The 25,582-nt window shown below is 60.7% G+C and carries 27 protein-coding genes; 19 read left to right on the forward strand and 8 right to left on the reverse strand.

Annotated features, from left to right (window positions below; genetic code table 11):
- Positions 1 to 61: 61 nt before the first annotated feature.
- From ACFQ24_RS08305 to bphC, 7 genes are all read right to left on the reverse strand, one after another.
- Positions 62 to 2,500 carry a TonB-dependent receptor gene (locus ACFQ24_RS08305; RefSeq protein WP_380910326.1) on the reverse strand — a complete coding sequence of 813 codons (2,439 nt, stop codon included), beginning with the start codon at positions 2,498 to 2,500 and terminating at the stop codon, positions 62 to 64.
- A 77-nt stretch (positions 2,501 to 2,577) separates the two neighbouring features.
- Entirely contained in the window at positions 2,578 to 4,749 is a 2,172-nt protein-coding gene (locus ACFQ24_RS08310) for a TonB-dependent receptor (protein ID WP_380910328.1), read from the reverse strand.
- A 24-nt stretch (positions 4,750 to 4,773) separates the two neighbouring features.
- The gene (locus ACFQ24_RS08315; protein WP_380910330.1) at positions 4,774 to 5,379 is read right to left on the reverse strand and encodes a 2-hydroxychromene-2-carboxylate isomerase; all 606 of its coding nucleotides are present in this window, start codon (positions 5,377 to 5,379) and stop codon (positions 4,774 to 4,776) included.
- Positions 5,376 to 6,638, reverse strand: a complete 1,263-nt coding sequence (locus ACFQ24_RS08320) for an aromatic ring-hydroxylating dioxygenase subunit alpha (RefSeq protein ID WP_380910345.1) — start codon at positions 6,636 to 6,638, stop codon at positions 5,376 to 5,378. Before ACFQ24_RS08320 ends, ACFQ24_RS08315 begins: the two co-directional genes overlap by 4 nt.
- A gap of 21 nt (positions 6,639 to 6,659) precedes the next feature.
- Complete coding sequence (locus tag ACFQ24_RS08325; RefSeq protein ID WP_380910332.1) at positions 6,660 to 7,148, reverse strand: aromatic-ring-hydroxylating dioxygenase subunit beta; 489 nt, start codon at positions 7,146 to 7,148, stop codon at positions 6,660 to 6,662.
- Positions 7,149 to 7,475 carry a non-heme iron oxygenase ferredoxin subunit gene (locus ACFQ24_RS08330; protein ID WP_037485736.1) on the reverse strand — a complete coding sequence of 109 codons (327 nt, stop codon included), beginning with the start codon at positions 7,473 to 7,475 and terminating at the stop codon, positions 7,149 to 7,151.
- Positions 7,476 to 7,525: 50 nt separating this feature from the next.
- The gene (gene bphC, locus ACFQ24_RS08335; RefSeq protein WP_211150168.1) at positions 7,526 to 8,425 is read right to left on the reverse strand and encodes a biphenyl-2,3-diol 1,2-dioxygenase; all 900 of its coding nucleotides are present in this window, start codon (positions 8,423 to 8,425) and stop codon (positions 7,526 to 7,528) included.
- Positions 8,426 to 8,714: 289 nt separating this feature from the next.
- On the opposite strand from bphC, the gene ACFQ24_RS08340 reads away from it, so the two are divergent.
- The 19 genes from ACFQ24_RS08340 (at position 8,715) to ACFQ24_RS08430 (ending at position 24,870) form a co-directional block, all read left to right on the forward strand.
- A complete protein-coding gene (locus ACFQ24_RS08340; protein ID WP_130030105.1) occupies positions 8,715 to 10,127 on the forward strand; it encodes an SRPBCC family protein in 1,413 nt (470 codons plus the stop codon).
- Positions 10,124 to 10,618: an aromatic-ring-hydroxylating dioxygenase subunit beta gene (locus tag ACFQ24_RS08345; protein ID WP_130030104.1), complete on the forward strand. Its 495-nt coding sequence runs from the start codon at positions 10,124 to 10,126 to the stop codon at positions 10,616 to 10,618. The genes ACFQ24_RS08340 and ACFQ24_RS08345 overlap by 4 nt, the downstream gene beginning before the upstream one ends.
- A 43-nt stretch (positions 10,619 to 10,661) precedes the next feature.
- A complete protein-coding gene (locus tag ACFQ24_RS08350; protein WP_380910334.1) occupies positions 10,662 to 11,618 on the forward strand; it encodes a PdxA family dehydrogenase in 957 nt (318 codons plus the stop codon).
- Positions 11,615 to 12,889 carry an aromatic ring-hydroxylating dioxygenase subunit alpha gene (locus ACFQ24_RS08355; protein WP_086494139.1) on the forward strand — a complete coding sequence of 425 codons (1,275 nt, stop codon included), beginning with the start codon at positions 11,615 to 11,617 and terminating at the stop codon, positions 12,887 to 12,889. Before ACFQ24_RS08350 ends, ACFQ24_RS08355 begins: the two co-directional genes overlap by 4 nt.
- The gene (locus ACFQ24_RS08360) at positions 12,886 to 13,365 is read left to right on the forward strand and encodes an aromatic-ring-hydroxylating dioxygenase subunit beta (RefSeq protein WP_037508701.1); all 480 of its coding nucleotides are present in this window, start codon (positions 12,886 to 12,888) and stop codon (positions 13,363 to 13,365) included. Before ACFQ24_RS08355 ends, ACFQ24_RS08360 begins: the two co-directional genes overlap by 4 nt.
- Positions 13,366 to 13,413: 48 nt before the next feature.
- Positions 13,414 to 14,019: a glutathione transferase GstA gene (gene gstA / locus ACFQ24_RS08365; protein ID WP_380910337.1), complete on the forward strand. Its 606-nt coding sequence runs from the start codon at positions 13,414 to 13,416 to the stop codon at positions 14,017 to 14,019.
- 182 nt (positions 14,020 to 14,201) lie between these two features.
- Complete coding sequence (locus ACFQ24_RS08370; protein ID WP_380910339.1) at positions 14,202 to 15,053, forward strand: alpha/beta fold hydrolase; 852 nt, start codon at positions 14,202 to 14,204, stop codon at positions 15,051 to 15,053.
- A gap of 19 nt (positions 15,054 to 15,072) precedes the next feature.
- Complete coding sequence (locus ACFQ24_RS08375; protein ID WP_025548184.1) at positions 15,073 to 15,996, forward strand: catechol 2,3-dioxygenase; 924 nt, start codon at positions 15,073 to 15,075, stop codon at positions 15,994 to 15,996.
- Between the two features lie 2 nt (positions 15,997 to 15,998).
- Positions 15,999 to 16,430, forward strand: a complete 432-nt coding sequence (locus tag ACFQ24_RS08380; protein ID WP_007015980.1) for a GlcG/HbpS family heme-binding protein — start codon at positions 15,999 to 16,001, stop codon at positions 16,428 to 16,430.
- A 53-nt stretch (positions 16,431 to 16,483) separates the two neighbouring features.
- Positions 16,484 to 17,968: a 2-hydroxymuconic semialdehyde dehydrogenase gene (locus tag ACFQ24_RS08385; RefSeq protein WP_211150164.1), complete on the forward strand. Its 1,485-nt coding sequence runs from the start codon at positions 16,484 to 16,486 to the stop codon at positions 17,966 to 17,968.
- A 4-nt stretch (positions 17,969 to 17,972) separates the two neighbouring features.
- Positions 17,973 to 18,785, forward strand: a complete 813-nt coding sequence (locus ACFQ24_RS08390) for a 2-keto-4-pentenoate hydratase (protein ID WP_211150163.1) — start codon at positions 17,973 to 17,975, stop codon at positions 18,783 to 18,785.
- Positions 18,786 to 18,810: 25 nt separating this feature from the next.
- On the forward strand, positions 18,811 to 19,749 hold the full coding sequence (locus ACFQ24_RS08395) for an acetaldehyde dehydrogenase (acetylating) (RefSeq protein ID WP_040261278.1): 939 nt from the start codon (positions 18,811 to 18,813) through the stop codon (positions 19,747 to 19,749).
- A complete protein-coding gene (gene dmpG / locus ACFQ24_RS08400) occupies positions 19,746 to 20,777 on the forward strand; it encodes a 4-hydroxy-2-oxovalerate aldolase (protein WP_025548191.1) in 1,032 nt (343 codons plus the stop codon). The genes ACFQ24_RS08395 and dmpG overlap by 4 nt, the downstream gene beginning before the upstream one ends.
- Before the next feature lie 10 nt (positions 20,778 to 20,787).
- Positions 20,788 to 21,558, forward strand: a complete 771-nt coding sequence (locus ACFQ24_RS08405) for a 2-keto-4-pentenoate hydratase (RefSeq protein WP_086494137.1) — start codon at positions 20,788 to 20,790, stop codon at positions 21,556 to 21,558.
- Positions 21,559 to 21,771 (forward strand): 2-hydroxymuconate tautomerase, encoded by a 213-nt coding sequence (locus tag ACFQ24_RS08410; protein ID WP_086494136.1) that lies wholly within the window; start codon positions 21,559 to 21,561, stop codon positions 21,769 to 21,771.
- A 4-nt stretch (positions 21,772 to 21,775) separates the two neighbouring features.
- Entirely contained in the window at positions 21,776 to 22,054 is a 279-nt protein-coding gene (locus ACFQ24_RS08415; RefSeq protein WP_025548196.1) for a 2Fe-2S iron-sulfur cluster-binding protein, read from the forward strand.
- A 19-nt stretch (positions 22,055 to 22,073) separates the two neighbouring features.
- Complete coding sequence (locus tag ACFQ24_RS08420) at positions 22,074 to 23,573, forward strand: aldehyde dehydrogenase family protein (protein WP_025548198.1); 1,500 nt, start codon at positions 22,074 to 22,076, stop codon at positions 23,571 to 23,573.
- A gap of 37 nt (positions 23,574 to 23,610) precedes the next feature.
- The gene (hcaB, locus tag ACFQ24_RS08425; protein ID WP_229742712.1) at positions 23,611 to 24,417 is read left to right on the forward strand and encodes a 3-(cis-5,6-dihydroxycyclohexa-1,3-dien-1-yl)propanoate dehydrogenase; all 807 of its coding nucleotides are present in this window, start codon (positions 23,611 to 23,613) and stop codon (positions 24,415 to 24,417) included.
- 72 nt (positions 24,418 to 24,489) lie between these two features.
- Positions 24,490 to 24,870, forward strand: coding sequence for a hypothetical protein (locus ACFQ24_RS08430; protein ID WP_025548202.1), 381 nt, complete (start codon positions 24,490 to 24,492; stop codon positions 24,868 to 24,870).
- Between the two features lie 100 nt (positions 24,871 to 24,970).
- Here the strand turns inward: ACFQ24_RS08430 and ACFQ24_RS08435 are convergent, their stop codons facing one another.
- Complete coding sequence (locus ACFQ24_RS08435; RefSeq protein ID WP_380910342.1) at positions 24,971 to 25,372, reverse strand: hypothetical protein; 402 nt, start codon at positions 25,370 to 25,372, stop codon at positions 24,971 to 24,973.
- Positions 25,373 to 25,582 lie beyond the last annotated feature (210 nt).

Here is a 25,582-nt window from a genome sequence, read left to right on the forward strand (position 1 = left end):
CCGCTGGAACGGATCCACCCCAATGTCTAGGATAACCGCGCAGTCACCCTAGGGAGAGCCGTCAGTACTTGTAGGCGACCTTGAGGAACCATTCGCGCGGCCGCGAATAGGTTGCCTGGGCAACGCCCGATGAGTTCAGCTCGACAAACCCACCTTGAATGTAGCGCTTGTCGGTCAGGTTGGTGACACCAGCGGTTACGGTGAAATGGTCGCTGGCGTCGGTGAATGAGGCACTTGCCCCGAACACGCTATAGGCGGGCTGATACAGCCTCGGGTCGTTGACAGCATCCTTGAAGGTGCCGCTCTGGTGATACCAGTCGCCACGCAGCACGAACTTGCCCGTCTCGCTCTCGTGAACGGTCGCATTGGCGGCGAGCGTCGCCGTCCATTCGGGAACGAAAGCAAACTTCGAGTTCAAGGTTACCGGAAAGGCAGCGGGGTCAACCGAACGGTAAAATGCGTCCAGATAGCCCACACCGTAATCGATCCGCAACCAGTCGGCAGGGGCTGCCTGGCCTTCGATTTCGAAGCCCCTGATCCGGCCCTCGCCACCGTTGCGGACCTTCGGCGCAAGGCCTTCATTCACGACGATCTGCATGTCGCTGTAGTCAGACTGGAATACCGCGACATTCATGCGCAGACGCCGGTCGAACAGTTCGGTTTTGAGGCCGACTTCGTAGGACGTGACGAATTCCGGCGTAAAGGACGGGGTGAATTGTTCCGAGAAGGTCCTCTGCGTGAATCCGCCGTTCTTGAAGCCCTTTGAATAGGACGCATAACCCATGATATCGTCGGTGAACTGGTAGTTTACCGACAATGCCGGGGTCCATTCCTTGGAATGAACTGAAACTTCGAACGCCGGAACGGTATGGTTTCCACCCGGGTTGGAAGCGGACGCCACACAAGTCGGATCCGGGAAACCGTCAAACGGACCACCGACGATCAGTTGCGGGAGGGTCTGACCAACCAAGCAACGGCTAAACTGGATGAACACGCCATCGGGATAAGGCAAACCAGGAATGCCCGCAGTGAAGTCACGGGTGATGATCGACAACGAGGGATCGTAGCGCTTGGTCTCGTCGGTGTAACGTATACCCGGTGTAATCGTGAGGCGATCCGTCACCTTGTATGAGAACTGCAAGTATCCGGCATAACTGTCGTTATCGACCAGCCCGCCGCTATTAAACTCAGCAAATCCAAAGCGCAAAGGCTGTATATCTTTGCCTTTCTCCTTCAGATAATAGGCTCCCATCGTAAACTGCAGCTTATCGTCCAGAATCTTACCCGTTAGCTGGAGCTCTTGAGAGGCCTGCCAAATGCGGACATTGGTCGAAAAACCAAGCATGTCGATCGGAGACACGTCGAAGTCCATGTCTACGGTCGATTTTTGGTCACGATAAGCACTTATCGACTTCAAAGTAACATTACCGAAATCATACTCAAGCGAAAGGTTCGTGCCCCAAAGATCGAAATTCGAACGATTTGGCCCTCCCGCCCAGGTCTCGTCGATGTTGCCTGTCACCCACCGCGAGGAATAGCAGATTGGATTGTCGGTCGGTGCCAGTTGGCCAGGAGCGCCACATTGTCCTGCCCCTTCGCGAAGCTTATTGTACGCAAAAGCGGCGCTGGGGATGGCGACCACGCGCCCATTGATGGTCTGGAACTGCAGCAGATCCGGCGAATCACGGTTCTCAATCAGATAATTGGCGGCCATCTCCTCGCGCCGAATATTGACGTCGGCGGCGAGAAGCGCCTTGAAATTGTCGGTCGGTTCCCACTTGAAAGCGACGCGGCCCGAAAAGCTGTCCTTGTTGCCTTGACGCCCACCATCGAGCAGGCGGCGCTGATAGCCGTCGCGGGTCTCGTAGGAAGCGACCGCGCGCATTGCCAGGGTGTCGCTAATCGGAACATTGACGATGCCCTTGAAATCCGCTCGATTGAAGCGTCCGGTTGCGGCTTCGAGCTTAAGTTCGAAGTCGTTTCCGGGCTCATTGGTGTTGACGAGGATCGCGCCGCCAATCGTGTTCTTGCCGAACAGGGTGCCTTGCGGGCCGCGCAGGATCTGGACATTTGCGATGTCCGCCATTTCAAGCAGACCACCAATCGATCGGGCGACATAGACGCCATCGACATAGATGCCAACACCAGGATCGACGGTGATGTTGTAGTCGGTCTGGCCGACGCCGCGGATGAACGCGGTTAGCGTTGCACTCGAACCCGAGATGTTGCCAACCGGCTGGATATTCACGTTAGGTGCGTAAGACGCCACCTGGGCGACGTTAGCGATTTGCCGGTCTTCGATCATGGCACCGCTCATCGCGGTAACCGCGATCGGCGTTTCCTGCGCGTTCTCTTCCCGCTTGCGGGCCGTGACCACAATGTCGTCGAGACCGCCTCTCGAGGCTTCTTGCTGTGCGCCCGGCTCGACATCTTGCGCATGAGCAGAATTCGGAGCAAGTGCGAAACTGGCAATAGTCAGGCCGGTCGTAGTTATCAGCATGCGTTTGGTGTTGTAGAAAGATGTAATTCTAGGCATAGTTCCTCTCCCTCATCGAGCACAGGCTTTTCGCCTTAGTGCTAGAATTTTACCTCAAAGGTCACTCCGATTTTCCGTGGCTGTTCGTAAAATCCATCGTTCGACAGCGGGCCCGGCCGCATCGTCTGGAAAACCTTTTCGTTTGTGAGATTGGTGGCCCACACTGCTACTTTCCAATTCTCGTTTTCGGGTGTCCAGGACAACGATGCGTTAGAAAGAGTGTATGGTTTCTGCGAGAAGTTGTTCGCAAAGTCGTAATAGAGACGCGAACTGAACGAGACATTTCCGTTTAGTGCCATGCGTCCGGCCCCAAGGTCGTGTCCCCATTCGAACCCGACATTTCCCGACCATTTCGGCGCCCGGGTCATGACGAACCCGGAGGCATCCAGGGTCACGACGGTATTGCCCCCGTCCGCCTGAGGGAAGAAACCCTGAGCCAGCGGGAAATCCTTGTACTGTGCGTGAGTATAGGCGAGCGCCGCCCGCAGTTTCAGGCCAGCGGTTGGGACGATCGTCGTCTCGAGTTCGCCGCCATAGATTTCGGCATTTGCTGCGTTCTGCAGAATATAGCCAGACCCGGCCGAATCCTTAGACTGCAGTTGCAGGTTGGTGTAGTCATAATAATATATCGCGAGATTGGCTCGGAACCAGTCGAAAGGATCTGATTTTAACCCAAATTCAGCAGCCTTGATTTCTTCGGGTTCGACAGGGATGTTACGTGTGCTAGCCATATTGAAGACGCCGCTTTTGAAAGCGGTGCTCCAGCTAGCGTAGACATTTGTTTTGTCGTCGATTTCGTAACGTAGGCCGATCTTGTAGTTGAACTTATTGAAGGACTTGTGAACGTTGTTAACCACCAGACTGCCGTTTAGTGTCTGTGAAAATTCCCGTTTTTCGGTCGTGTAACGCCCGCCGAGGTTGACGAACAGGCCCGGTACCGCCTCGTACGTGATATCCGCGAAGCCGGCGAAGGACCGGCCGCCCAGATCAGGTTCGAGCGTCGGTCCGGACAAACCTGCCGTGGGACTAGGGGCTGTCCAGGGCTGAAGAAAAGCACTTCCACCAAATTGGTAGAAATATCCACCCACCAGCCACTGGAGCGGGCCGGGGTTGGCGGAACTGAGCTTGATTTCCTGACTGCCCGACTCGGAACGGAAGATCGCCGGAAAATTCCCTAGCCGCAGGTTAGAAGCGTCTGAATCGGTGATCTGATTCCAGCGGAGGTTCATGAAGCCGCTGGTGGTCTCGATGTTGAAATCATCGAGTTCGAGCTTGGTGTGCAAGGCGAAAGTCCAGCGCCGCAAGTCGAGGCGAGGAACATCGGTGAGCGACGCTTGCCAGGCTCCGGTAGGCAAGATGGCTCCGGGGAAGCGCCGCGCGACAGTGTTGCCATCGACCGGTTGCGGCGAATTGCTAGTGCTTTTTTGGTCGAAGAATTCGCCGGTCAGGACAACCTTGAAATTGTCCGCCGGCTTGAACAGAAACTTGCTGCGCAAATCGATGACCCGCTGGTCGCCCAGCGTTCCACCACGCACCAGATCATCGATATAGCCATCGTTCTTGCGGAAAAGGCCGGAAAGATCGATCGCGGCCTTTTCGCTGATAGGGCCGGTCACATAGAGCCGCGCGTCATAGTCGCCCGCTTCGCGCCGCATCCGGCCGACCCGTAAGGAAGCCTTGCCCCGGAAATCGAAGCTGGGGTCCGGCGTGATCACATTGATCAGCCCGCCCGTCGCATTGCGACCAAAAGTGGTGCCTTGCGGACCGCGCAGCACCTCAACCCGCTCGACCTCGACGAGATCGATCCAGTTTGCGGCAGATTCGGGCTGATAGACCCCGTCGATATAGGTGGCGATGTTCGGTTCGTCGCCGATCGAGATGCCGGTTGAGCCGACGCCGCGAACCACCGGCTGGAAGACACCCATGTTGCGGCTGCCGACAAATCCGGGAACCAACTGGGTCAGCGTCCGGACTGTCGAGACGTCGGCCGATTGCAAGGCATCTCCGCCCAGCGCCGTGACGGCCACGGGCACCTGCTGCAATCTTGCTTCGCGGCGGGTCGCAGTAACAACGATATCTTCGATACCGGACGACGCCTGCTCATCTTTGGGCTGCTCGGCTGTTGTATCCTGAGCGAGCGCGACATTAGGAACAATCGATTGCGCAAGGACGGCAGCCGCAGTTACAAACAGGTTAATCTGAAGTTCTTTCATTTCCTCTCCCCTCACTGCATTTTTTTATTCTAAGAATGACTTTGGTTGAGAAAGATACTCCTGCAGAAAGTCGAGACGATCATTGCCCCAGAATATTTGATCGTCGACAAACATTAACGGCGCGCCGAAGACCCCCCGCCGATAGGCTAGGCTGCGAGCCTTGCGATATTCATTCTGGCCGAGTGAAGAGTCCACGAAGGCTGTCAACGCCTCTGGATCGAGTCCAGCTTCTGTTGCACAGGCGCGCAGTTCTTCGCGGTCGCTTGGGTCGATTCCCTGCCCCCAGATCCGATTGTAAGCGGCAGCGACGTATGCTTCCGCTTTGCCCTGCTCGCGCGCGTAGAGCGTGGCGCAGTTCCAGTCCTTGCAGGAAAAGCTGGCCGGAAAACGCAAGGGAGCGTCATATTTGTGGGCCCACCGGTTGAGGTCCGCCATCATCACCTTGATTTTCGGAACCACCTCGCGATTGGACGGGCCGTAGTTCCCCGCCGCGATCTTCGCCTCGGGGATATCGATCGGCCAATATTCGAGTTCGCAACCGGCCTTGCGGGCTATTTCCGGGAGCTTCAGCTGCGCGAGGTAACTGAAGGGACTGATGAAGTCGAAATAGAAGTCGATCTTGCGGGTCATCGTGCGGTCCCGAAGCCGACGAGCTTCTCGTAATTGTCCCAGAAGCCGATAATGGCGCCTTCGGTGACAAGATGGTCGGCATCTTCGGCGCGGCAACCGCCCATCGCGATGAAGGAGGTTGCCTGCTGCTCGCCGGCAATGGCGTTCTGGACGATTTCGACCGCTTCGCCGTCTTCCATCGAAACCAGCCCGGCCGGACCGATCAGGTTGGTCTGCTTGCGCCGGATTGCCTGCATTTCTGCATCGTCGTCGGCGTAACCGAAGTGGGTCCAGACCAGTTCGAACGCTTCCTGTCCCTTTGGCACGGTTTGCCGCACTGCGAGCGTGTTCTGAATCTGCTGGAGAACCAGGTTCGGGAACACCGCGAGGATAACCAGGGTAATGCCGTCATCGAATTCCTGGCGGCCCTTGAGCAGCGACATGTCCTGAAGCTTGAACTCGGTATCGAAAGTCCTGGAATCGCCATAGGCCTGTTTGTCGGCGGCATCGTCGTTGCTGGCGGCGATGGAATAGAGGAGCGAATGCCGCTTCTCGCTATCCATCAGTGACTTGCCGGTCTGGGTCGATCGGTAGAGCCCGAACGTATTGTGGAACAGGTGCAGAAGGCTGGCGTGATAGGGATCGCGGGTATTCTCGGCATAGAGCTTCCAGTTGCCGTGAACATATTGCCGCTGATCGCCCAGAACCTTGATCGGCTTGTGCATGATCCGTTTGATATGCTCGACAACCAGCGGGCCGAGGAAATCGTTCAGTGGCACCACGCTTTGAGAAAAGCTGGCGAAGACAAGCCCGCCGACGATCCCGACGCGCAACTGCTTGAGGCCATGCTGTTTCATGTCGAAATCGCCGGGCATTCCGCCCTGGCCCTTGAGACCGCGGCGGAACGGCACCCCGATCAGATTGCCGGCGAGGTCATAGGCCCATTGGTGGTAAACACATTCGAGATTGGGGCGATTGCCGCGCAGTTCGCGGCATACCAGTGCCCCGCGATGAGCGCAGCGATTGACCACGACATGAACGGCGCCATCAGCGGCCCTGGTGACGATGACCGGGGTTTCTCCGATGAAGGTTGATTTGAAATCGCCAGCCTCGGGCACTTCTGCCTCGAGCGCGACGAAGGACCAGGCCTCGCCCTGGAAGATCTTTTCCTGCTCGCGCGCGTGATACTCCGGATCGGTGAAAACCCGGTAGGGAACCCGGCGACCAGTTCCGTTTGCGGTTCTCGAGGTATTTTCGTCTGGCAGAGCTGTGTCGGTCATGATCAAAATCCTGGTCGCGAACTAAATCGGGCGAACCATCATCGTGTCGATGAGGTTGGTATCGAAAACGGCGATCTTCGAACGAAACAAGGGGCGCTCGCCCGACAAGTCGATCTCGTCTATATACTTGCCCGAATTGTAGATTGTGGTGCGTCCGTCAGTGCGGGTCATAAGGACCGCATAATTGGTTTGCGTCTTTGCAAGTGCTCCCGTTGTGGAAACCATCCGGGTCGGACCGAGAATATGACGGTAGGCATGCACCGGGAAGATGTTGGCCTTGCGCAGCGACACGATGCGATCGACCAGCATTCCGCGGCTGTCGCAATAAATCGCCGACGTATCCATTTGCCGGTCGAAATTCTCGCGCGCGATCACGGTGTAGACGCAGTCCGAAACAAACAGATCCGGCCACTCTTCCAGCCGGTCGTCGTCGATCAGTTCAGCGTAGAGCGCATTGAGCTCGGTCACGAGTTGCTGCAGCTCGTAGCGCGTAGGGGACTCGAGGAGCATTCAGGCGCTCCCTTCCGGCTGATCGATGCACACCCAGCCGTCGTCGATCGTGACTGAGTAGGTCTTGATCGGAACCTGGCAGGGAAAGGCCTTGGCTGCTCCGGTTGCGATGTCGAAGGAACCACCATGGAACGGGCATTCGATGATTCCGCCGTCCTGGTAGCCATCGGTCAGCATGGCATTGCCATGGGTGCACATATTGTCGGTGACGAATACATCGCCATCGACGTTGTAGACGGCAAGCGCAGGCATTTGCTCCTGGTAAACCGCGACCGGTTCACCATCCTTAACGTCCGCTACTTGGCAAAGGCGCAGTTTGTTCGACATAGCGTCTCGCAATTCCAATCTTGCTTCCGAACTGGCGGTCAATGGAAGGCTCAACCGAGGGGAATATCCATGCCGTAGCCTGCGGCCTCGTTGCCGTGACCGAAGATGTCGCGGGTGTAATATTCCTGCTGGGTCGGGGCCTTGCGGGCTCCCCAGCCGAACTCCCACAGCCAGCCCGACGGATTGGCGCAGTAGAAGGTCAGCGCCTGGTCATTCGCGTGCTTGCCGAGCTGGAGCGCGACGTCGATCTTGCGCGCCCGCACAATGTCGTGCGCGAGGCCGAGATCGTCGAGGTCGGTATATTCGAACATCAGGTGGTTGATGCGCTTTTCCATCGGGCCAAGCCCGAAAGCGACCGAATGCTGCCGCTCGTTGCAGTGCATGAAGTACGGCTGCGCCACCATCCCGTTGGGCAGCTGCAGGTGATACTCGACCGACCCGCGCAGCCCCAGCAGTCCGTAGAACGCCGCCGCCGCGGGAACATCGTCCTGACGCAGGATGCAATGCCCGATTCCTTCCGATCCGGTCACGAACTTTCCGTACATGGGGCGCCCAGGATGGAAAGGCTTGTGGGTGTCGACTTGCGGCCCGTAAAAAATTTCGGTGGGGTTCCCACCCGGATCGGCGAGCTTGGCAAGACCGAGCACGCGCCGCTCGCGAGCTTCGGCCTCGCTTGCCACCGTCAAGGAGATTCCGGCGGCGGTCAGCTTTGCCACCATGGCGTCGAATTCCACCGGATCGGCAACGCGCCAGCCCAGATAGGCAAGATCGTCGGAGTCGGAGGCGTGCAACACGATGCGATGATGCCACTGGTCCATGCGCAGGTAGAGGCGGTCGCCTTCGCCCTCGTCGACAATCTCCATGCCGGCCACTTCGGCAGCATAACTGCGCCATGCATCGAGATTTGTTACGGTCAACCCGAGGTAACCGAGTTCCGTGACTGCTGCCATTTGCTTTCTCTCCCAGAGGACGCGGCTCGCATCTCGCGGGACCGTCATCGCCGATTGTCTTGCCGCCGGTCTTGCCGGCCGAGTCGAGGCGATAGCCGATAGTTCTCCATAGTGCAATACGTTGCACCGGGTAATTTGTTGGTGTAGGAATAGCGCAACAGAACGTCGATCCAGCGATTCGCCCGTGATGGGCGGGCGGCGCGGGACCGGATTCGGGAACACCGCCAAGGTGTCCAGTCATTCAGCGGAAGCCGTCCGACCGGCTGCCGCAAAGTGGGAGTGGAGCGTTATGGAAGCCGCAGAAAAGCGTGTCGGACGGATTGCCGATTTGCAAGCGATCAAACAGCGCCTGAAATCGTGGCTCGTGAAAGATCAGGCGAGGGGTATCTACCAGATCGACCGCGCCGCTTTCACTGATGCCGAGCTGTTCGATATCGAGATGAAGTATATTTTCGAGCGCAACTGGATATTCCTCGCTCACGAAAGCCAGGTCGCCAAACCCCACGATTTCCTTACCGCCAAGATGGGGCGAATCCCCGTGATCATCACCCGGGACCGGTCTGGGACTGTCCGCGGGCTGGTCAACGCCTGCGCCCACCGCGGCGCCAAGGTCTGCCGCGAAAAGGCCGGCAACAGGAAGAATTTCATGTGCCCCTTCCACGGCTGGACCTACTCGTCTGCAGGGGACCTTCTCGACGTCACCGAAGAAGGGGCGGGGGGTTATGCGCCTGGCTTCGACCGCGCCGATTTCGGACTTCCCAGGATCGCCCGTCTGGAAATTTACCGCGGCTTCATCTTCGGCAGCCTGTCTCCCGATGTCTTGCCACTCGAGGAATATCTGGCCGGCTCGAAGGCGTTCATCGATCTGTTGGTCGACCAGTCTCAGCAAGGCGAAATGGAGGTGCTGCCGGGCGCTACGCGGTACCGCTATCGCGGCAACTGGAAGATGCAGGTGGAAAACGGTCTGGACGGGTATCACGTCGGAACGGTCCACGCCAATTACTTCATGACGGTGATGCGTCGAGTCGAGGGGGCCTCCAAGAACGACACCAAGGCGATCGACTTTTCAAATTTCAACCGGCAGGACGGCGGATCTTTTTCCTTCCATAACGGGCATTCAGTGCTCTGGGCCGACTACGCCAATTTCCGGGATCGGCCGAATTTCGAGGCCCTCGACTGGATCGAGGAAACCCATGGCGAGGAGAAGGCGCTGTGGATGAACAAACGCATCCGGAATCTTCAGCTGTTCCCCAACGTCTTCCTGATGGATCAGACCAGCACCCAGATCAGGATCATCCAGCCGATCTCCGTCGACGAGACCGAAGTCACGACCTATTGCATCGCTCCGGTGGGTGAAAGCGCCTCGGCACGGGCCCTGAGGATCCGGCAATACGAGGACTTCTTCAATGCCAGCGGCATGGCGACGCCGGACGATCTGACCGAATTCAACAACTGCCAGGCCGGGTATGGCGCAGGCGAAGGTCGGATGAACGACATGTCGCGCGGCTCGACGCGCTGGGAACAAAACGCCGGGCGTTTCGGCGCCGGCCTTTCGGTGGATGCGGTGATGAGCAGTCCGTCAGTGGCCGACGAGGGACTCTATGTAGCTATCCACGACGAGTGGATCAGCCGGATGAACTCCGCTATCGACCAGGAGACCGCAGAATTTCTTGCCAAGGGCGACTTGGAGCTGGCGCAATGACGGCAACCGATGCGCATTGGCTTGCCGTTTACCGCTTTCTCGGACGCGAGGCGGTAGCGCTCGACGACAAGGACTGGGACGCCTGGCTGTCGCTCTATGCCGAAGACGCGGAATACTGGGCTCCGGCCTGGGATGACCGCGAGCGCCTTACCGTTGATCCGCAGCGCGAAATCTCGCTGATCTATTATCACAATCGCGGCGGCCTGGAGGATCGGGTTTTCCGTATTCGCACCGGGCGGTCCTCGGCAAGCACGCCCGGGCCGCGCACTTCGCACGTGTTCACGTTGCTTTCGACGGAAGAAGGCGATGGCCTGGTACGGGCGCGCACATCGTGGACGGTAACATCCGTGCTCGATGGGGCGGTAACCGTCTACAGCGGATCGGCCTTCTATGATCTCGAGCCTGCCGGCGGGAGTTTTGTGATCAAGCGCAAGAAGACCGTGATCATCAACGACCTCGCGCAGACCATGCTCGATGTCTACAGCATCTGACCGACCCATGGCAGCACCAGCAGCGCGTCCCGTCGTCGGGACCATGATCGGCGATCCTGCGGGGATCGGACCCGAAGTGACGGTCAAGGCCTTGGCGGACGGTTCGGTACACGAGGTATCGATACCGGTGCTACTTGGCTCGGCAGCGGCGGTGGAGCGTGCGCTCGACATGACCGGGGTCAGGGCCCGGGTGCGCCGGATGCGTTCGTTCGAACAGCCCAGTGACGATGTCGGGGTGATCGACGTGATCGACACTGGAGCCTTGCCGGACGGCGTTTTGCCACTGGGTGTGGATACCGAAGTGGCCGGCCATGCCACCGCGCAATGGCTGGACGAGCTCGACGCGCTGGCCCGGGATGGCTCCTTCGCCGCGACGGTCATGGGACCGATCAGCAGCGGTTCGCTCAAGATGGCCGGAAAACTCGACAAGGTGATCAGCCCCACGCCGGGCGAAAGCTATCTGGTGTTGCTGACCGGTCCTTTGCGGGTGGCGCATCTCACCGATCACATGTCGCTGCGCCAGGTGATCGACGTGATAACCGCCGATCTCGTCGCCAAGGCAATCAGGCAAGTTAATGATGCCATGCGGTCGTGGGGAATCGCTCGTCCGCGGATCGCCGTGGCGGGGCTCAACCCGCACGCCATGGGTGACGAGGATCGGCTCGCGATTGCCCCCGGGGTCGAACGGGCCCGGGCAGCCGGCGTTGCCGTGGAAGGCCCGATTGCGCCCGATTCGGTCTTCCGCCAGTGCATCGAGGGGCGCTTCGACATGGTGCTCGCGATGTTCCACGATCAGGGGCACATTGCCGTAAAGACCTGGGGCTTTTCGGGCAATTGCGTGATCATAATGGGTCCGCCCTATCTGCACATGTCGGTCGCCCACGGCACCGCCTACGATATTGTCGGCACGGGCAAGGCGGACGCCGCGATGATGCTCAGCGCGATGCGCATTTGCGGTCAGCTCGCATCTGGACAGGGATTTACAGGAGAAGCACAATGAATGCCATGGCCCCAGTGGGAGCGCCCTCGCTCCCGACAGCGGTGGACTATAGAGTCTACCACGATACGCAGATTTTCGCCGCCGAGCAGCGCAATATCTTCAAGGGGCGCACCTGGTGCTACCTTGGGCTTGAGGCCGAGATTCCCAACGCGGGCGACTTTCGCGCAACCCATCTCGGCGAAACGCCGGTGGTGCTCGTGCGCGGACAGGAAGGCAAGCTTCATGCCTGGGTAAACCGGTGCGCGCACAAGGGCGCGACGGTGTGCCGTTCGTTGCGCGGCAACCAGGCCGACGGCGCGTTCGTCTGCGTCTACCATCAGTGGGCTTACGATTCGGAAGGCACGCTGGTCGGCGTACCCTTCCGGCGCGGGATGAAGGGCGTTGGAGGGTACGAAAAGGATTTCGATCTGGCCAGTCACTCGCTCGAGAAGCTCCGGGTAGAAAGCTACAAGGGCATGGTGTTCGGCACTTTTTCAGCCGACATCGAGTCGCTTGACGATTTTCTCGGCCCGGTGATGCGCAAGTATATCGACCGCGTTTTCCAGCGCCCGATCAAGGTCCTGGGTTACTCCCGGCAATATATGGCGGGCAATTGGAAGCTCTATTCCGAAAACAGCCGCGACAGCTACCACGGCGGCTTGCTGCACCTGTTCTACCCGACTTTCGGAATCTACCGACAAAGTCAGGACAGCGCGGGTGAGCTGGCCGAGCAGGGCTTTCACAATGTCTTTACCGTCTCCAAGCCCAAGGGTGACATCGATTACGGATCGTTCGGCGATGAGGCCAATCGCGAAATGCAAGGGTCCGCCAAACTGCAGGACGAACGCCTGTTGCAATTCCGGCCCGAGATCGAGGACGATGTGGGCTTGCACATCCAGTCGCTGTTTCCGTCGGTCGTGCTGCAGCAGATCCAGAACACGCTGGCGACACGCCAGATTGTGACTCACGGTGTCGACAAGACCGAGCTGGTATGGACTTATTTCGGCTATGCCGACGATGATGAGGAAACGACCCGTCACCGGCTGCGCAACCTGAACCTCGTCGGTCCTTCCGGACTGATTTCGATGGAGGACGGTGAAGCGGTCGAGCTTTGCCAGCAGGGCACGGTCGGGGCCGAAGGCAAGCACAGTTTCATCGAAATGGGGGGCGACGACGTGCGCGGCTATTACGCGCCGATGGGCATGGACGAAAACGCAGTGCGCGGATTCTGGAAAGGCTATCTGAACCTGATGGGCGATGCACTTGCCGTCAGTGCGGAGGCATCGGCATGAGCATGGTCGATCCTGTTTTGCAAGGCCTCGTGGATTCCCTGAACGCCGCTTACGGACTGTGTCTGGATGACGGCCGGCTTGAGGAGTGGCCCGAGTTCTTCGTGGACGATTGTCTCTATCAGGTGATCGCCCGCGAAAATGTCGATAACGGGCTGCCGGCCGCGGTGATGTATTGCGACAGCAAGGGCATGCTGGTCGATCGGGTGGTAGCGCTGCGCCGAGCCAACGTCTTTCCGGAGCATTTCAGCCGTCACCTGATTTCGCGAGCGGTCTTGACCGGGATCGACGGGGATACCGTGTCGGCCGAAGCAAGTTATGCCTTGCTGCAGACGCGCAACGACGGTGAGACTCGCATCTACAACGCCGGGAAATATGCCGACCGCCTGCTAATCAATGACGGCGTAGCCAAGCTGGTGAGCCGAATGTGCGTCTATGACACACACAGGATCGCGACGCTGCTGGCGACCCCAATCTGACGGCCGACCATCGTCTGGCGTCGAAAAGAAATCTAGAGGAGAAATACCATGAAACTGTTCATCAGCCCCGGCGCATGTTCCCTCGCCCCGCACATTGCCCTGCGCGAAACCGGAGCCGATTTCGAAGCCGTCAAGGTCGATCTGGCCCTGCGCAAGACCGAGGCGGGCGAGGATTTCCTCACCGTCAATCCGTCCGGCAAGGTCCCGGCCCTCACCCTGGACAGCGGCGAGACCCTGACCGAGAACCCCGCCATCCTGCTGTACATTGCCGACCAGAACCCCGCGTCTGGCCTGGCGCCGGCCGAAGGCAGCCTCGATCGTTACCGACTGCTGAGCCGTCTCAGCTTCCTCGGTTCCGAATTCCACAAGGCATTCGTTCCGCTGTTCGCCCCCGGCACTTCCGACGAAGCGAAGGCGGCGGCCGCGGAATCGGTCAAGAACCACCTCGCCGCGCTCGACAAGGAATTGGCCGGGCGGGACCACTATGCCGGCAATGCTTTCAGTGTTGCCGACATCTATCTGTTCGTGATGCTGGGTTGGCCAGCCTACGTCGGTATCGACATGGCCGCCTACCCCGTGCTCGGCGCCTATGCCGGCAAGATCGCGCAGCGTGCCGCCGTGGGTGCCGCGCTCAAGGCCGAAGGCTTGGCGTGAGCCGGACAGTCCGACTTCCGGCATTATGCGATGGAGCTGAATCATTCTCCATTTGCAAATGCGTTCTGTTTGGTGCAATAGTAACGAGAAATTGGATGGACGCGAAAGCTGTGTGCATGACCTGGCGCGAACACAGGCAATGCTAGCGTCAAAAAAACAGTTGAAAATCGATTGGGAGAGCCATGACTGCCGTAGCCAACGACATCGCACGCCCGGAGATTGGCAAGTCCATCACGGTTGATGGCAGCGTCACGAACTACCACGATGTGGGCGATGGCGCACCGGTCCTGCTGATTCACGGATCGGGACCCGGGGTGACTGCATGGGCCAATTGGCGGCTCAACATGCCCGAGCTAGCGAAGCGCTTCCGCGTCATCGCGCCCGACATGTTCGGGTTTGGCTATTCGGATTCGAAGGGGCGGATCGAAGATAAGCGGGTGTGGGTCGATCAGGTCGCATCCCTGCTGGATGGCCTCGGGATCGACAAGGTCTCGATGGTCGGCAATTCCTTCGGCGGCGGCATAACCCTGGCGTTCATGATCGCGCATCCCGATCGAGTCGAAAGGGCGGTGCTGATGGGTCCGGCCGGGCTCGATTTCCCGATCACGCCTGCGCTCGACCTGGTCTGGGGCTATCAGCCTTCGCTAGAGGAAATGCGCACCTCGCTCAAGTACCTCGCCTGGGATCACAGCCGGCTGACCGAAGCCCTGGTCCAGTCGCGCTATGAAGCGAGTGCGCGTCCCGAAGCGCATGAGCCGTATCACGCGACGTTCGGCGGGGCTGACCGGCAGCGCAACATCGCGATGCTGGCAAGCCGCGAGGAAGACGTGGCGGCGCTAAAGCACGAAACGCTCATCCTGCATGGCCTGTTCGACCAGGTGATTCCGCTGGAATCGACCGTTCGCCTGGCCAGCCTGTTGCCGCGCGCCGACCTGCACGTGTTCGCGGAATGCGGCCACTGGGTTCAGATCGAACGGATGACGAGCTTCAACCGCATGGTGGCCGAATTTTTCGAGAACGGCCTCAAGGCCTGAAGGGACAAGGAGAACTGAAATGGCGCTGACCGGTGTACTTCGCCCTGGCTATGTCCAGTTGCGCGTCCTCGATCTGGATGAGGCAATCCAGCACTATCGTGACCGTATCGGCCTCAACCTGGTGAGCGTCGAGGGAGGCAGGGCTTTCTTCCAGGCCTTCGACGAGTTCGATCGCCACAGCATCATTCTGCGCGAAGCCGATTCTGCCGGGCTCGACCGGATGGCCTTCAAGGTCGCCAGGGATGCCGATCTCGACCACTTTGCCGAACGCCTGCTCGACATCGGGGTTCATGTCGACGTGATTGCGGCCGGAGAGGATCCTGGTGTTGGCCGCAAGATCCGCTTCAATACGCCAACCTCCCACGTGTTCGATCTCTATGCCGAGATGGAGCTGTCCGAGACCGGTCCGGCCGTGCGCAATCCGGACGTCTGGATCGCCGAACCGCGCGGTATGCGCGCGACCAGGTTCGATCACTGCGCCCTCAATGGTGTCGATATTTCGGCGAGCGCGAAGATTTTTGTCGAGGCTCTCGATTTTTCGGTGGCCGAGGAATTGGTGGACGAAGGGTCCGGCACTCGGCTGGGCATCTTCCTGTCATGCAGCAACAAGGCGCATGACGTGGCGTTTCTGGGCTATCCCGAGGACGGACGGATCCATCACACATCGTTCAACCTCGAATCCTGGCACGATGTTGGCCATGCAGCGGACATCATCAGCCGCTACGACATTTCGCTCGATATCGGCCCGACCCGCCATGGGATCACGCGCGGGCAGACGATCTATTTCTTCGACCCGTCGGGCAACCGCAACGAGACGTTCAGCGGCGGCTATACCTACTATCCCGACAATCCGCGCCGGATGTGGCAGGCCGAGAATGCCGGCAAGGCGATCTTCTATTACGAGAAGGCGCTCAACGACCGCTTCATGACGGTGAACACCTGAGCATGAACGGAGTGGCGACAATCCGGTCGGTGGGACACGATCTTGCCGCCAAGGCGGTGCAGGTCGCCGTGGCCAAAGGCGGCGAGGCGGGCTGTCCCCTCGTCGCCGCAGTGGTTGGCGCCACCGGGGAGCTGGTCGCCCTTTTGCGCGCCACCGGGGCCCCGTTCCCCTCGTCCCAAATCGCGCAGGACAAGGCCTATACCGCGGCCAGCTTCAAGGTTCCGTCGCCGGACGTCTACAAGATGGTCGCGGGCAATCCCGCGCTAAGCGGAGGTATCGCCGCGAAGCCCGGAATCGCCATGTTCGGCGGCGGGTTGCCGATCGCGATCGCCGGCGAAATCGTCGGCGCGATCGGAGTGTCGGGCGGAACCGAAGAACTGGATACGCAGTGCGCAAACGCAGCCCTCATCTCGATCGGGGCGACGCAATATTGAGCGTCTGGCCATCGCGGCACTGAAACAAGACGCTACGGAGAATTGAAGAGCCCATGGCAAATGAGAATATCCCGGCTGTTACCGACACCATCCTGAATTTCATCGGGGGCGCTTATCGCCGTGGAAGCACCGGCAAGACCTTCGACAATTTCGCTCCTGCGACCGGCCTTCGGATCGGTACTGTCCACGAGGCGAGCGAGGCCGACGTGGCCGATGCGGTTGCCGCGGCCAAGGCGGCGCTCAACGGCCCCTGGGGCAAGATGACCACGGCGGAACGGGTCAGGCTCATCACGGCCGTTGCCGCCGAGATCGAGCGCCGCGCGGACGATTTCCTCGCTGCCGAAGTGGCGGATACCGGCAAGCCGCGCCATGTCGCCTCGCACATCGACATTCCGCGCGGCGCCGCGAACTTCCGGATGTTTGCCGACGTCATTTCGACGACCCCCACCGAATCCTTTGCAACGGCAACGCCCGATGGCGGGAAGGCGCTCAACTACGTGGTACGCAAGCCCAAGGGTGTGATCGCGGTGATCTGCCCGTGGAACTTTCCCCTGCTGCTGATGACCTGGAAGGTCGGACCGGCCCTGGCGTGCGGCAACACGGTTGTGGTCAAGCCATCTGAAGAGACGCCGCGGACCGCGGCGCTGCTGGGCGAAGTCATGAACGCGGTCGGGATGCCCGAGGGTGTCTACAACGTGGTGCATGGTTTCGGGGCGGGTTCGGCCGGGGAATTCCTAACCTCGAACCCCGATATCGATGCGATCACATTCACCGGCGAAACCGGCACCGGCCAGGCGATCATGCAGAAGGCCGCGGTCGGGGTTCGCGACATTTCGTTCGAGCTGGGCGGAAAGAATCCGGCCGTGGTGTTTGCCGACGCCGATCTCGACAAGGTGGTTGAAGGACTGTCGCGTTCGGTATTTCTGAACACCGGCCAGGTCTGCCTCGGGACCGAGCGGGTCTATGTTGAACGGCCGGTTTTCGACGAATTCGTCAAGCGGATGACTGTGGCTGCCAAGGCGTTCAAGCCAGGTGCAACCGGCGACCCAGCCTATCTGGGGCCGCTGATCAGTGCCGAGCATCAGGAAAAGGTGCTGGGATACTATGCGCGCGCGGTGGCCGAAGGCGCCACTGTCGTCACCGGGGGCGGGGTTCCCGCGATTTCTGGGGATGAAGCGGGCGGCTTTTATGTCGAGCCGACGTTGTGGACAGGCCTGGCGCACGACAGTTCGGTGATGCGCGAAGAAATCTTCGGCCCGTGCTGCGGAGTCATTCCCTTCGATGCCGAAGACGAGGTGATCGGCCTGGCCAACGACACCGACTATGGGCTGTGCGCGACGATCTGGACCGAAAACCTCTCGCGGGCGCACCGCGTCGCCGCCTCGATGCAGGTTGGCGTCTGCTGGGTCAATTGCTGGTTCCTGCGGGATCTGCGCACCGCATTCGGGGGTTCGGGACATTCCGGGATCGGCCGCGAAGGCGGCGTGCACAGCCTCGAATTCTACACCGAAACCGAAAACATCTGCGTGAAGCTTTGAGACCATGACGACTGAAACCACTATCGATCCCACGGCCATCGAGCAGGCGGCCGAGCAATTGCGGGGCGCGGCTGCCAGCGGCAAGCCGGTGGCGCCGATTCGCGATCTCATTTCGGCCGGCGGCGTGGATGCCGCCTACGCCGTGCAGGAAATCAACACCCGGCACGCCCTTGACAGCGGACGGCGCCTGGTCGGCCGCAAGATCGGGCTGACCTCGCTGGCGGTCCAGCGCCAGCTTGGCGTCGACCAGCCCGATTACGGCATGCTGTTTTCCGACATGGACGTGCCCGAGGGGATTCCGATCTCGCTCGATCAGGTCATCCAGCCCAAGGTCGAGGCCGAAATCGCGATCGTGGTCGGCCGGGACCTGCTCTATCCCGATCTCACCACCGCCGAGATGATCCGCGCGGTCGAATATGTCGTACCCGCGATCGAGATCGTCGATAGCCGCGTTGCCAACTGGGACATCCGCATCTGGGACACCGTCGCCGACAACGCCTCGAGCGGGCTGTTCGTGCTGGGTGCGGTGCCGCGCAAGCTCGAAGCGCTCGACCTGCGCGAATGCGGCATGGTGATGGAGGTAAAGGGCGAGCCGATCTCGGTGGGGGCGGGGATTGCCTGCCTCGGCAGCCCGATCACCGCATCGCTGTGGCTGGCGCGGGTGATGGCCCGGGTCGGACGCCCGCTGCTTGAAGGCGACGTGATCCTGTCCGGCGCGCTCGGGCCCATGGCCGGGATCGCGCGCGGCGATGTCGTGGAAGCGAGAATCAATGGCGTCGGAACGGTGCGGGCGGCTTTCGCTGGCGAGGCCGGCTGACGCAGATGAACGGAAAGATCGAAGAATGACCAAGATGAAGTGCGCCATCATCGGCTCCGGAAACATTGGTACCGATTTGATGATCAAGCTGCTCAAGGGTTCCGATACCCTTGAACTGGCGGCGGTGGTCGGGATCGACCCGGCCTCGGAAGGCCTCGCGATGGCCCGCGAGCGCGGCGTGGCGACGACCCATGAGGGAATCGAAGGGCTGCGCAAGCTGCCGGCCTACCCCGAGATTGGCATCGCGTTCGATGCGACTTCGGCCTACGCCCACAAGGAACACGACGCTGCCCTGCAAGCCGACGGCAAGCTGGTTGTCGATCTGACCCCTGCCGCGATCGGGCCGTTTTTTGTCCCGCCGGTCGGCGGAGTGCTCGACAGCGAAATCCGCAATGTCAACATGGTCACCTGCGGCGGCCAGGCGACCATTCCCATTGTCGCCGCGGTTTCTCGGGTGACCCCGGTTCATTACGCTGAAATCGTCGCGTCGGTGTCCTCGCGTTCTGCCGGGCCCGGCACCCGCGCGAACATCGACGAATTCACCCGGACCACCGCGAAGGCGATCGAGATAGTGGGCGGTGCCGGCCGCGGCCGGGCGATCATCATCCTCAATCCCGCCGAACCGCCGATGATCATGCGTGACACGATCTTCACGCTGACCGATCAGGTGGACGAGGACGCCATCCGCGCCTCGGTCAAGGAAATGGTCGAAACCGTGCAAGCCTATGTGCCCGGCTATCGCCTCAAGCAGGAAGTGCAGTTCGAACGGTTCGGCTCGAACCGGCCGCTGAAGATCCCCGGATACGGCGAATTCGTCGGCCTGAAGACCAGCGTGTTCCTCGAGGTCGAGGGCGCTGGCGACTATCTTCCGAAATATTCCGGCAACCTCGACATCATGACCGCCGCCGCCAAGGCAGCGGGTGAGCGTTTGGCCCAACAACGCCTTGAAAAGGTGGCAGCATGACCTTCAATCCCGAAACCGGAAAGCTCTACATCCAGGACGTCACCCTGCGTGACGGCATGCATGCCATTCTTCACATGTACGGCACCGAAAGTGTCCGCACCATTGCCAAGGCGCTGGACGATGCCGGCGTCGATGCGATCGAGGTGTCGCACGGCGATGGCCTCAACGGCACGTCGTTCAACTACGGGTTCGGTGCGCATACCGACTGGGAGTGGATCGAGGCCGCCGCCGACGTGATCAAGAACGCCGTGCTGACCACATTGCTGGTGCCGGGTATCGGCACGGTCGAGGAACTCCGCCGCGCCTATGCGCTCGGCGTGCGCTCGGTGCGGGTGGCGACCCATTGCACCGAGGCCGACGTCGCCAAGCAGCACATCGGCATTGCCCGCGACCTCGGCATGGATGTCTCGGGCTTCCTGATGATGAGCCACATGATCGATGCCGAGGCGCTGGCGCAGCAGGCCCTGCTGATGGAAAGCTATGGGGCGCATTGCGTCTATGTGACCGACAGCGGCGGCGCGCTCGACATGGACGGGGTGCGCGATCGCCTGCGGGCCTATGACCGCGTCCTCAAGCCGGAAACCCAGCGCGGCATCCACGCCCACCATAACCTTTCGCTCGGTGTGGCCAATTCTATCGTCGCGGCTCAGGAAGGCGCAGTGCGGATCGATGCGAGCCTTGCCGGAATGGGGGCAGGGGCCGGCAATGCGCCGCTCGAGGTGTTCGTCGCCGCCGCTGATCGCAAGGGCTGGAACCATGGCTGCGATGTCATGTCGCTGATGGACGCGGCGGAGGACATCATCCGTCCGTTGCAGGATCGCCCGGTGCGGGTGGATCGCGAAACGCTGAGCCTGGGCTATGCCGGGGTCTATTCGAGCTTCCTGCGTCACGCGGAAAAGGCCGCCGAACAGTATGGGCTGGATACGCGCGAAATCCTGATCGAACTGGGCAAGCGCCGGATGGTCGGGGGGCAGGAAGACATGATCGTCGATGTCGCGCTCGATCTTGTTTCCGCACGTGCAGCATAGGCCCAAGGCAATGGACAAACTTGAGCGATACGCCGAAATCCTCGACAGCGCCGCTTTGCACGCGCGTGCCACACCGCAGCTCACCCATACCGATCCCGACCTGAGCGTCGCGGATGCCTACCGGGTCCAGCAGCTGTCGGTCGATCGGCGGCTGGCGCGGGGCGAACGCCGCATCGGGGTCAAGATGGGGCTGACGAGCCGCGCCAAGATGCTGCAGGTCGGGGTCGACGAGGTCGCCTGGGGGCGATTGACCGATGCCATGCTGATCGAGGAGGGCACGGCCATGTCGCGGGCGCGTTTTGTCCATCCGCGGGTCGAGCCTGAAGTCGCCTTCCTGATGAAGGCGACGCTGGCCGGCAAAGTGACGGCGGCGGCCGCGCTGGCGGCGGTCGAGGCGATTGCCCCAGCCATGGAAATCATCGACAGCCGCTATGAGAACTTCAAGTTCGCGTTGTCCGATGTCATCGCCGACAATACCTCGTCGTCCGGGCTGGTGATCGGTTCCTGGAACGATCCCGCGCTGGATTTCTCGAACCTCGGCGTTTACCTCGAAATCGACGGGGAAGTGAAGCAAATCGGCTCGACCGCCGCGATTCTCGGCCACCCCCTGCGCTCGCTGGTCGCGGCAGCCAGGCTTGTTTCCGAAGCTGGTGAGGAGATTTCGGCCGGAGACATCGTGATGGCGGGCGGGATCACCGCCGCGCCCAATCTGGCACCTGGTCAAACGGTGCGCACGACCGTCCAGGGGCTGGGTTCGGTCATGTTCCAGGTGGAGGCCTGAATGCCGATCATCGAGGTCAACTTGCTCGAAGGGAGGACTTCCGACGACAAGGAGCGGTTGATCCAGGCTTTGACCGCTGCCGCCATCGAAGCGATCGGTGCGCCGCGCGAATCGGTTCGCATCATCCTGCGCGAGATGCCGCCGGGCCATTTCGCGGTGGGTGGAGAGACCTTCGCTGCCAAAGCGGCCGCGAAGGCGGCTGGACAAGGCTAGGACCGTGACCGGCCTCTATCAAATCCGCGTGGTCGGCGGCGGCGAGTTCACCTGCGGCGGGGACGAGCGGGTCCTCCTCGCAATGGAACGTTGTGGTGCCGGCGATATCGGGGTTGGTTGCCGGGGCGGCGGATGCGGAATTTGCCGGGTGAGGGTAGTCGAAGGCGATTACCGGACCGGCAAGATGAGTGCGGCGAAGGTGTCGGATAGCGATCGCCAGGCAGGTTATGCCTTGGCTTGCCGTCTGTTCCCGGCCGAAGATCTGGTCATTGCAGTGGAATAAGATTGGAAGGAGTTTTAAGATGGCTACTCAACTGAAAAGCGCGGAAAACGAATACGGCATCAAGCCGGAATACGGCCACTTCATTGGCGGTGAATGGGTTTCGGGTGACAGCGGCAAGACGATCGACCTGATCAATCCGGCGACCGGGGCGGTGCTCACCAAGATCCAGGCGGGCAACGCCAAGGACATTCAGCGCGCGGTCGCGGCGGCCAAGGCCGCCTTCCCGAAGTGGTCGGAAAGCTCGCCCGCCGAGCGCCAGGAAATCCTGATCGAGGTCGCCCGTCGGCTCAAGGCGCGCCACCAACATTACGCAACGCTCGAAACTCTGAACAACGGCAAGCCGATCCGCGAATCGATGTACTTTGACATGCCGCAGGCTATAAGCCAATTCGAAGTGTTCGCCGGCGCAGCCTATGGCCTACACGGCCAGACGCTGGACTATCCCGATGCGATCGGCATCGTCCACCGCGAGCCGCTGGGCGTTTGCGCGCAGATCATTCCATGGAACGTCCCGATCCTGATGATGGCCTGCAAGATCGCGCCAGCCCTGGCTTCAGGCAACACGGTGGTGCTCAAGCCCGCGGAAACCGTCTGCCTTTCGGTTATCGAATTCTTCGTCGAAATGGCCGACCTTCTGCCCCCGGGCGTAATCAACGTCGTGACCGGTTACGGCGCCGACGTCGGTGAAGCGCTGGTGACCCACGAGGATGTCCGCAAGGTCGCGTTCACCGGTTCGGTGGCGACGGCTCGCCGGATCATCCAGTATGCTTCCTCGAACATCATTCCCCAGACTCTGGAATTGGGCGGCAAGTCGGCGCACATCGTTTGCGCGGATGCCGATATCGATGCGGCAGTGGAGAGCGCCACGATGTCGACGGTGCTGAACAAGGGTGAGGTCTGCCTGGCCGGTTCGCGGCTGTTCCTGCACCAATCGATCCAGGACGAGTTCCTCGCCAAGTTCAAGGTGGCCCTCGAAGGCATCCGCCAGGGCGATCCTCTGGACTTTGCCACCCAGCTTGGTGCGCAGGCTTCGCAGATGCAGATGGACAAGGTCCAGAGCTATCTTCAGCTGGCTACCGAGGAAGGTGCCACGGTCCTCACCGGAGGCAGTCGCAACGAAAGCCTCGCCGACGGGCATTTCATCAAGCCAACGGTCTTCACCAACGTCAGCAACTCGATGCGTATCGCCCGCGAGGAAATCTTCGGCCCGGTCACCAGCGTGCTGACCTGGAACGACGAAGACGATATGATGGCGCTGGCGAATGATACGACCTATGGCCTGGCCGGTGGCGTCTGGACCAGGGACATCTCCCGCGCGCACCGGATTGCCCGCAAGCTCGAAACCGGAACCGTGTGGGTCAACCGTTACTACAACCTCAAGCCCAACATGCCGCTGGGCGGATACAAGCAGAGCGGTTTCGGCCGTGAATTCAGCCATGAGGTGCTGCACCACTATACGCAGACGAAGTCGGTGGTCATCAATCTGCAGGAAGGTCGCGTGGGGATGTTCGACCAGTAAGGCCGAGCAACCCCGCACAACCGGCTTGAAGAGGAGAGTGGCATTGTCTGCAAGGCTTGAAGGACAGGTTGCGCTGCTGACTGGCGGCGCAACCGGAATTGGTGCGGCGGTGGTCGCCCGCTATATTGAAGAAGGGGCCAGGGTTGGTGTGCTCGTCCGAGACGACGAGCAGGCCCAGCTGGTGCGTTCGCGCCACGGTGACAAGGTCGCCGTGGTCGCGGGCGACGTCCGTTCCTTTGCAGACAATGCCCGGGCCGTCGCCGAGACAGTCGGGGCATTCGGCAAGCTGGATGTCTTTGTCGGCAATGTCGGGATCTGGGATTTCATGGTGCCCCTTGAGCAGCAGGATCCCGAGCTTCTGGAAAAGACATTCGACGAAATCTTTGACGTCAACCTGAAGGGGTATTTCTTCGGTGCGCGCGCCGCGATTCCCGAACTGAGGAAAACCAAAGGCAGCATCGTCTTTACCGCCTCGACGTCGAGCTACTACACTGGCGGCGGCGGGACACTGTATGTCGCATCGAAGCACGCGGTGCTTGGCCTGATCCGGCAGCTGGCCTGGGAACTGACACCCGATATCAGGGTCAATGGCGTCGCGCCGGGCGGCACCCGAACTCCGCTCAGCGGCACCAAGACTGGCGGGTTTTCCGAAACCAAGATGGAGGAGATGCCTGGCCTGGACGGAATGATCGCGGGCATGACGCCACTGGCGCGGATCGCCGAGCCGGACGATCATGCAGGTCTCTACGCGCTTTTGGCTTCGCGTCGCGATTCCGCATACATGACCGGAACGGTTCTGCTCAGCGACGGCGGCGTCGGCATCGGCAAGCGTCCCGACGCCTGATCCGCTGGTTCGGCCAGACGGCAAACACCGCAGGAACGACACCCTGTATCCGAATGTGGAGGATCGAGAACCATGGCCGAGAAATTCGAGTTCAAGGAACTGCTGAACGTGGCGGGTGTGATCGGCGCCGCGCGGTGGAAGCCAACCCATGTGGGACCAACGATTGCTCCGCCGGAACTGGTCGAATTCGGCGGCGATATCACTCGGGATCGGGCCGAACGCATGATGGGGCATGCCGAAGCAGGCGGGCTTGCGATCTATGGCATCGGCCAGCTCAGCTACCAGCGGGCGCCGGTCGACAAGACAGTCGTCTACCCGATCGATGCCTATTACGCGCATGGCCAGTACACCTCCGTGATCGCGACCCTCAACCGGGTTGCTGTGCTGCTGGACAACAAGGCAAAAGTGGATGTTCAGGACATGGTGCGAAAGATGGTTCTGGTCGACAACTGAGCACTGCGCGCCCGGGCCGGCCTCGGTCCGGTTCCGGCGTATCGGACCGAGGCCAGGAACGGATCCGTTCAATCTTCGAACCGCATCCGAAGTCCGGGGTTCAGCGCATCGTGCTCTTGTCGAGAAAGCGATCCGCGGCGATCATTTCCGGCAACACGCCGTGTTGTATAAGCTGGGCTTCGGCGGCGTCGATCATGGCTGGAGGTCCGCACAAATAAGCCTCGGTGCGGGTCAGGCCGGGAAGCCGTGCGATCGGCTCGGTGACCAACCCTCGGCCCCCGGTCCAGTCGCTGCCCGCATCCTCTTCCGAAAGTACCGGAACAAATTCGAAGGGCGCATCCCAGGCCGCGCTAAGCGCTTCGATCTCGTCCAGACAATAGAGGTGTTGGCGGGTCCGGGCCCCGTAGAGCAGGGTTACCGGACGGTTCGCACCCATGGACTGGGCTTGCTGCAAGATCGCCATGATCGGGGCAAGGCCGCTGCCGCCTGCCAGGCACAGCATCGGCGCTGAGCTGTCATTGAGGCGAAATTGACCAAAGGGACCTGAGAGATCAAGCGTCTGGCCAATGCGATCTGAGGTGGCCTTGAGGTGGCCTCGCCTTCTTGGACAGGTTGGCGGCTAAATTAAGCTCATCCCGGTTGTCGTTCATGCCGCCATTTGAGTGATCAAATCCTGGGGGGCATGCCCCCCAGGATTTGAAGCGCCGATTTG

Source organism: Sphingobium olei (genome assembly GCF_042678845.1).
GTDB classification, from domain to species: domain Bacteria; phylum Pseudomonadota; class Alphaproteobacteria; order Sphingomonadales; family Sphingomonadaceae; genus Sphingobium; species Sphingobium olei.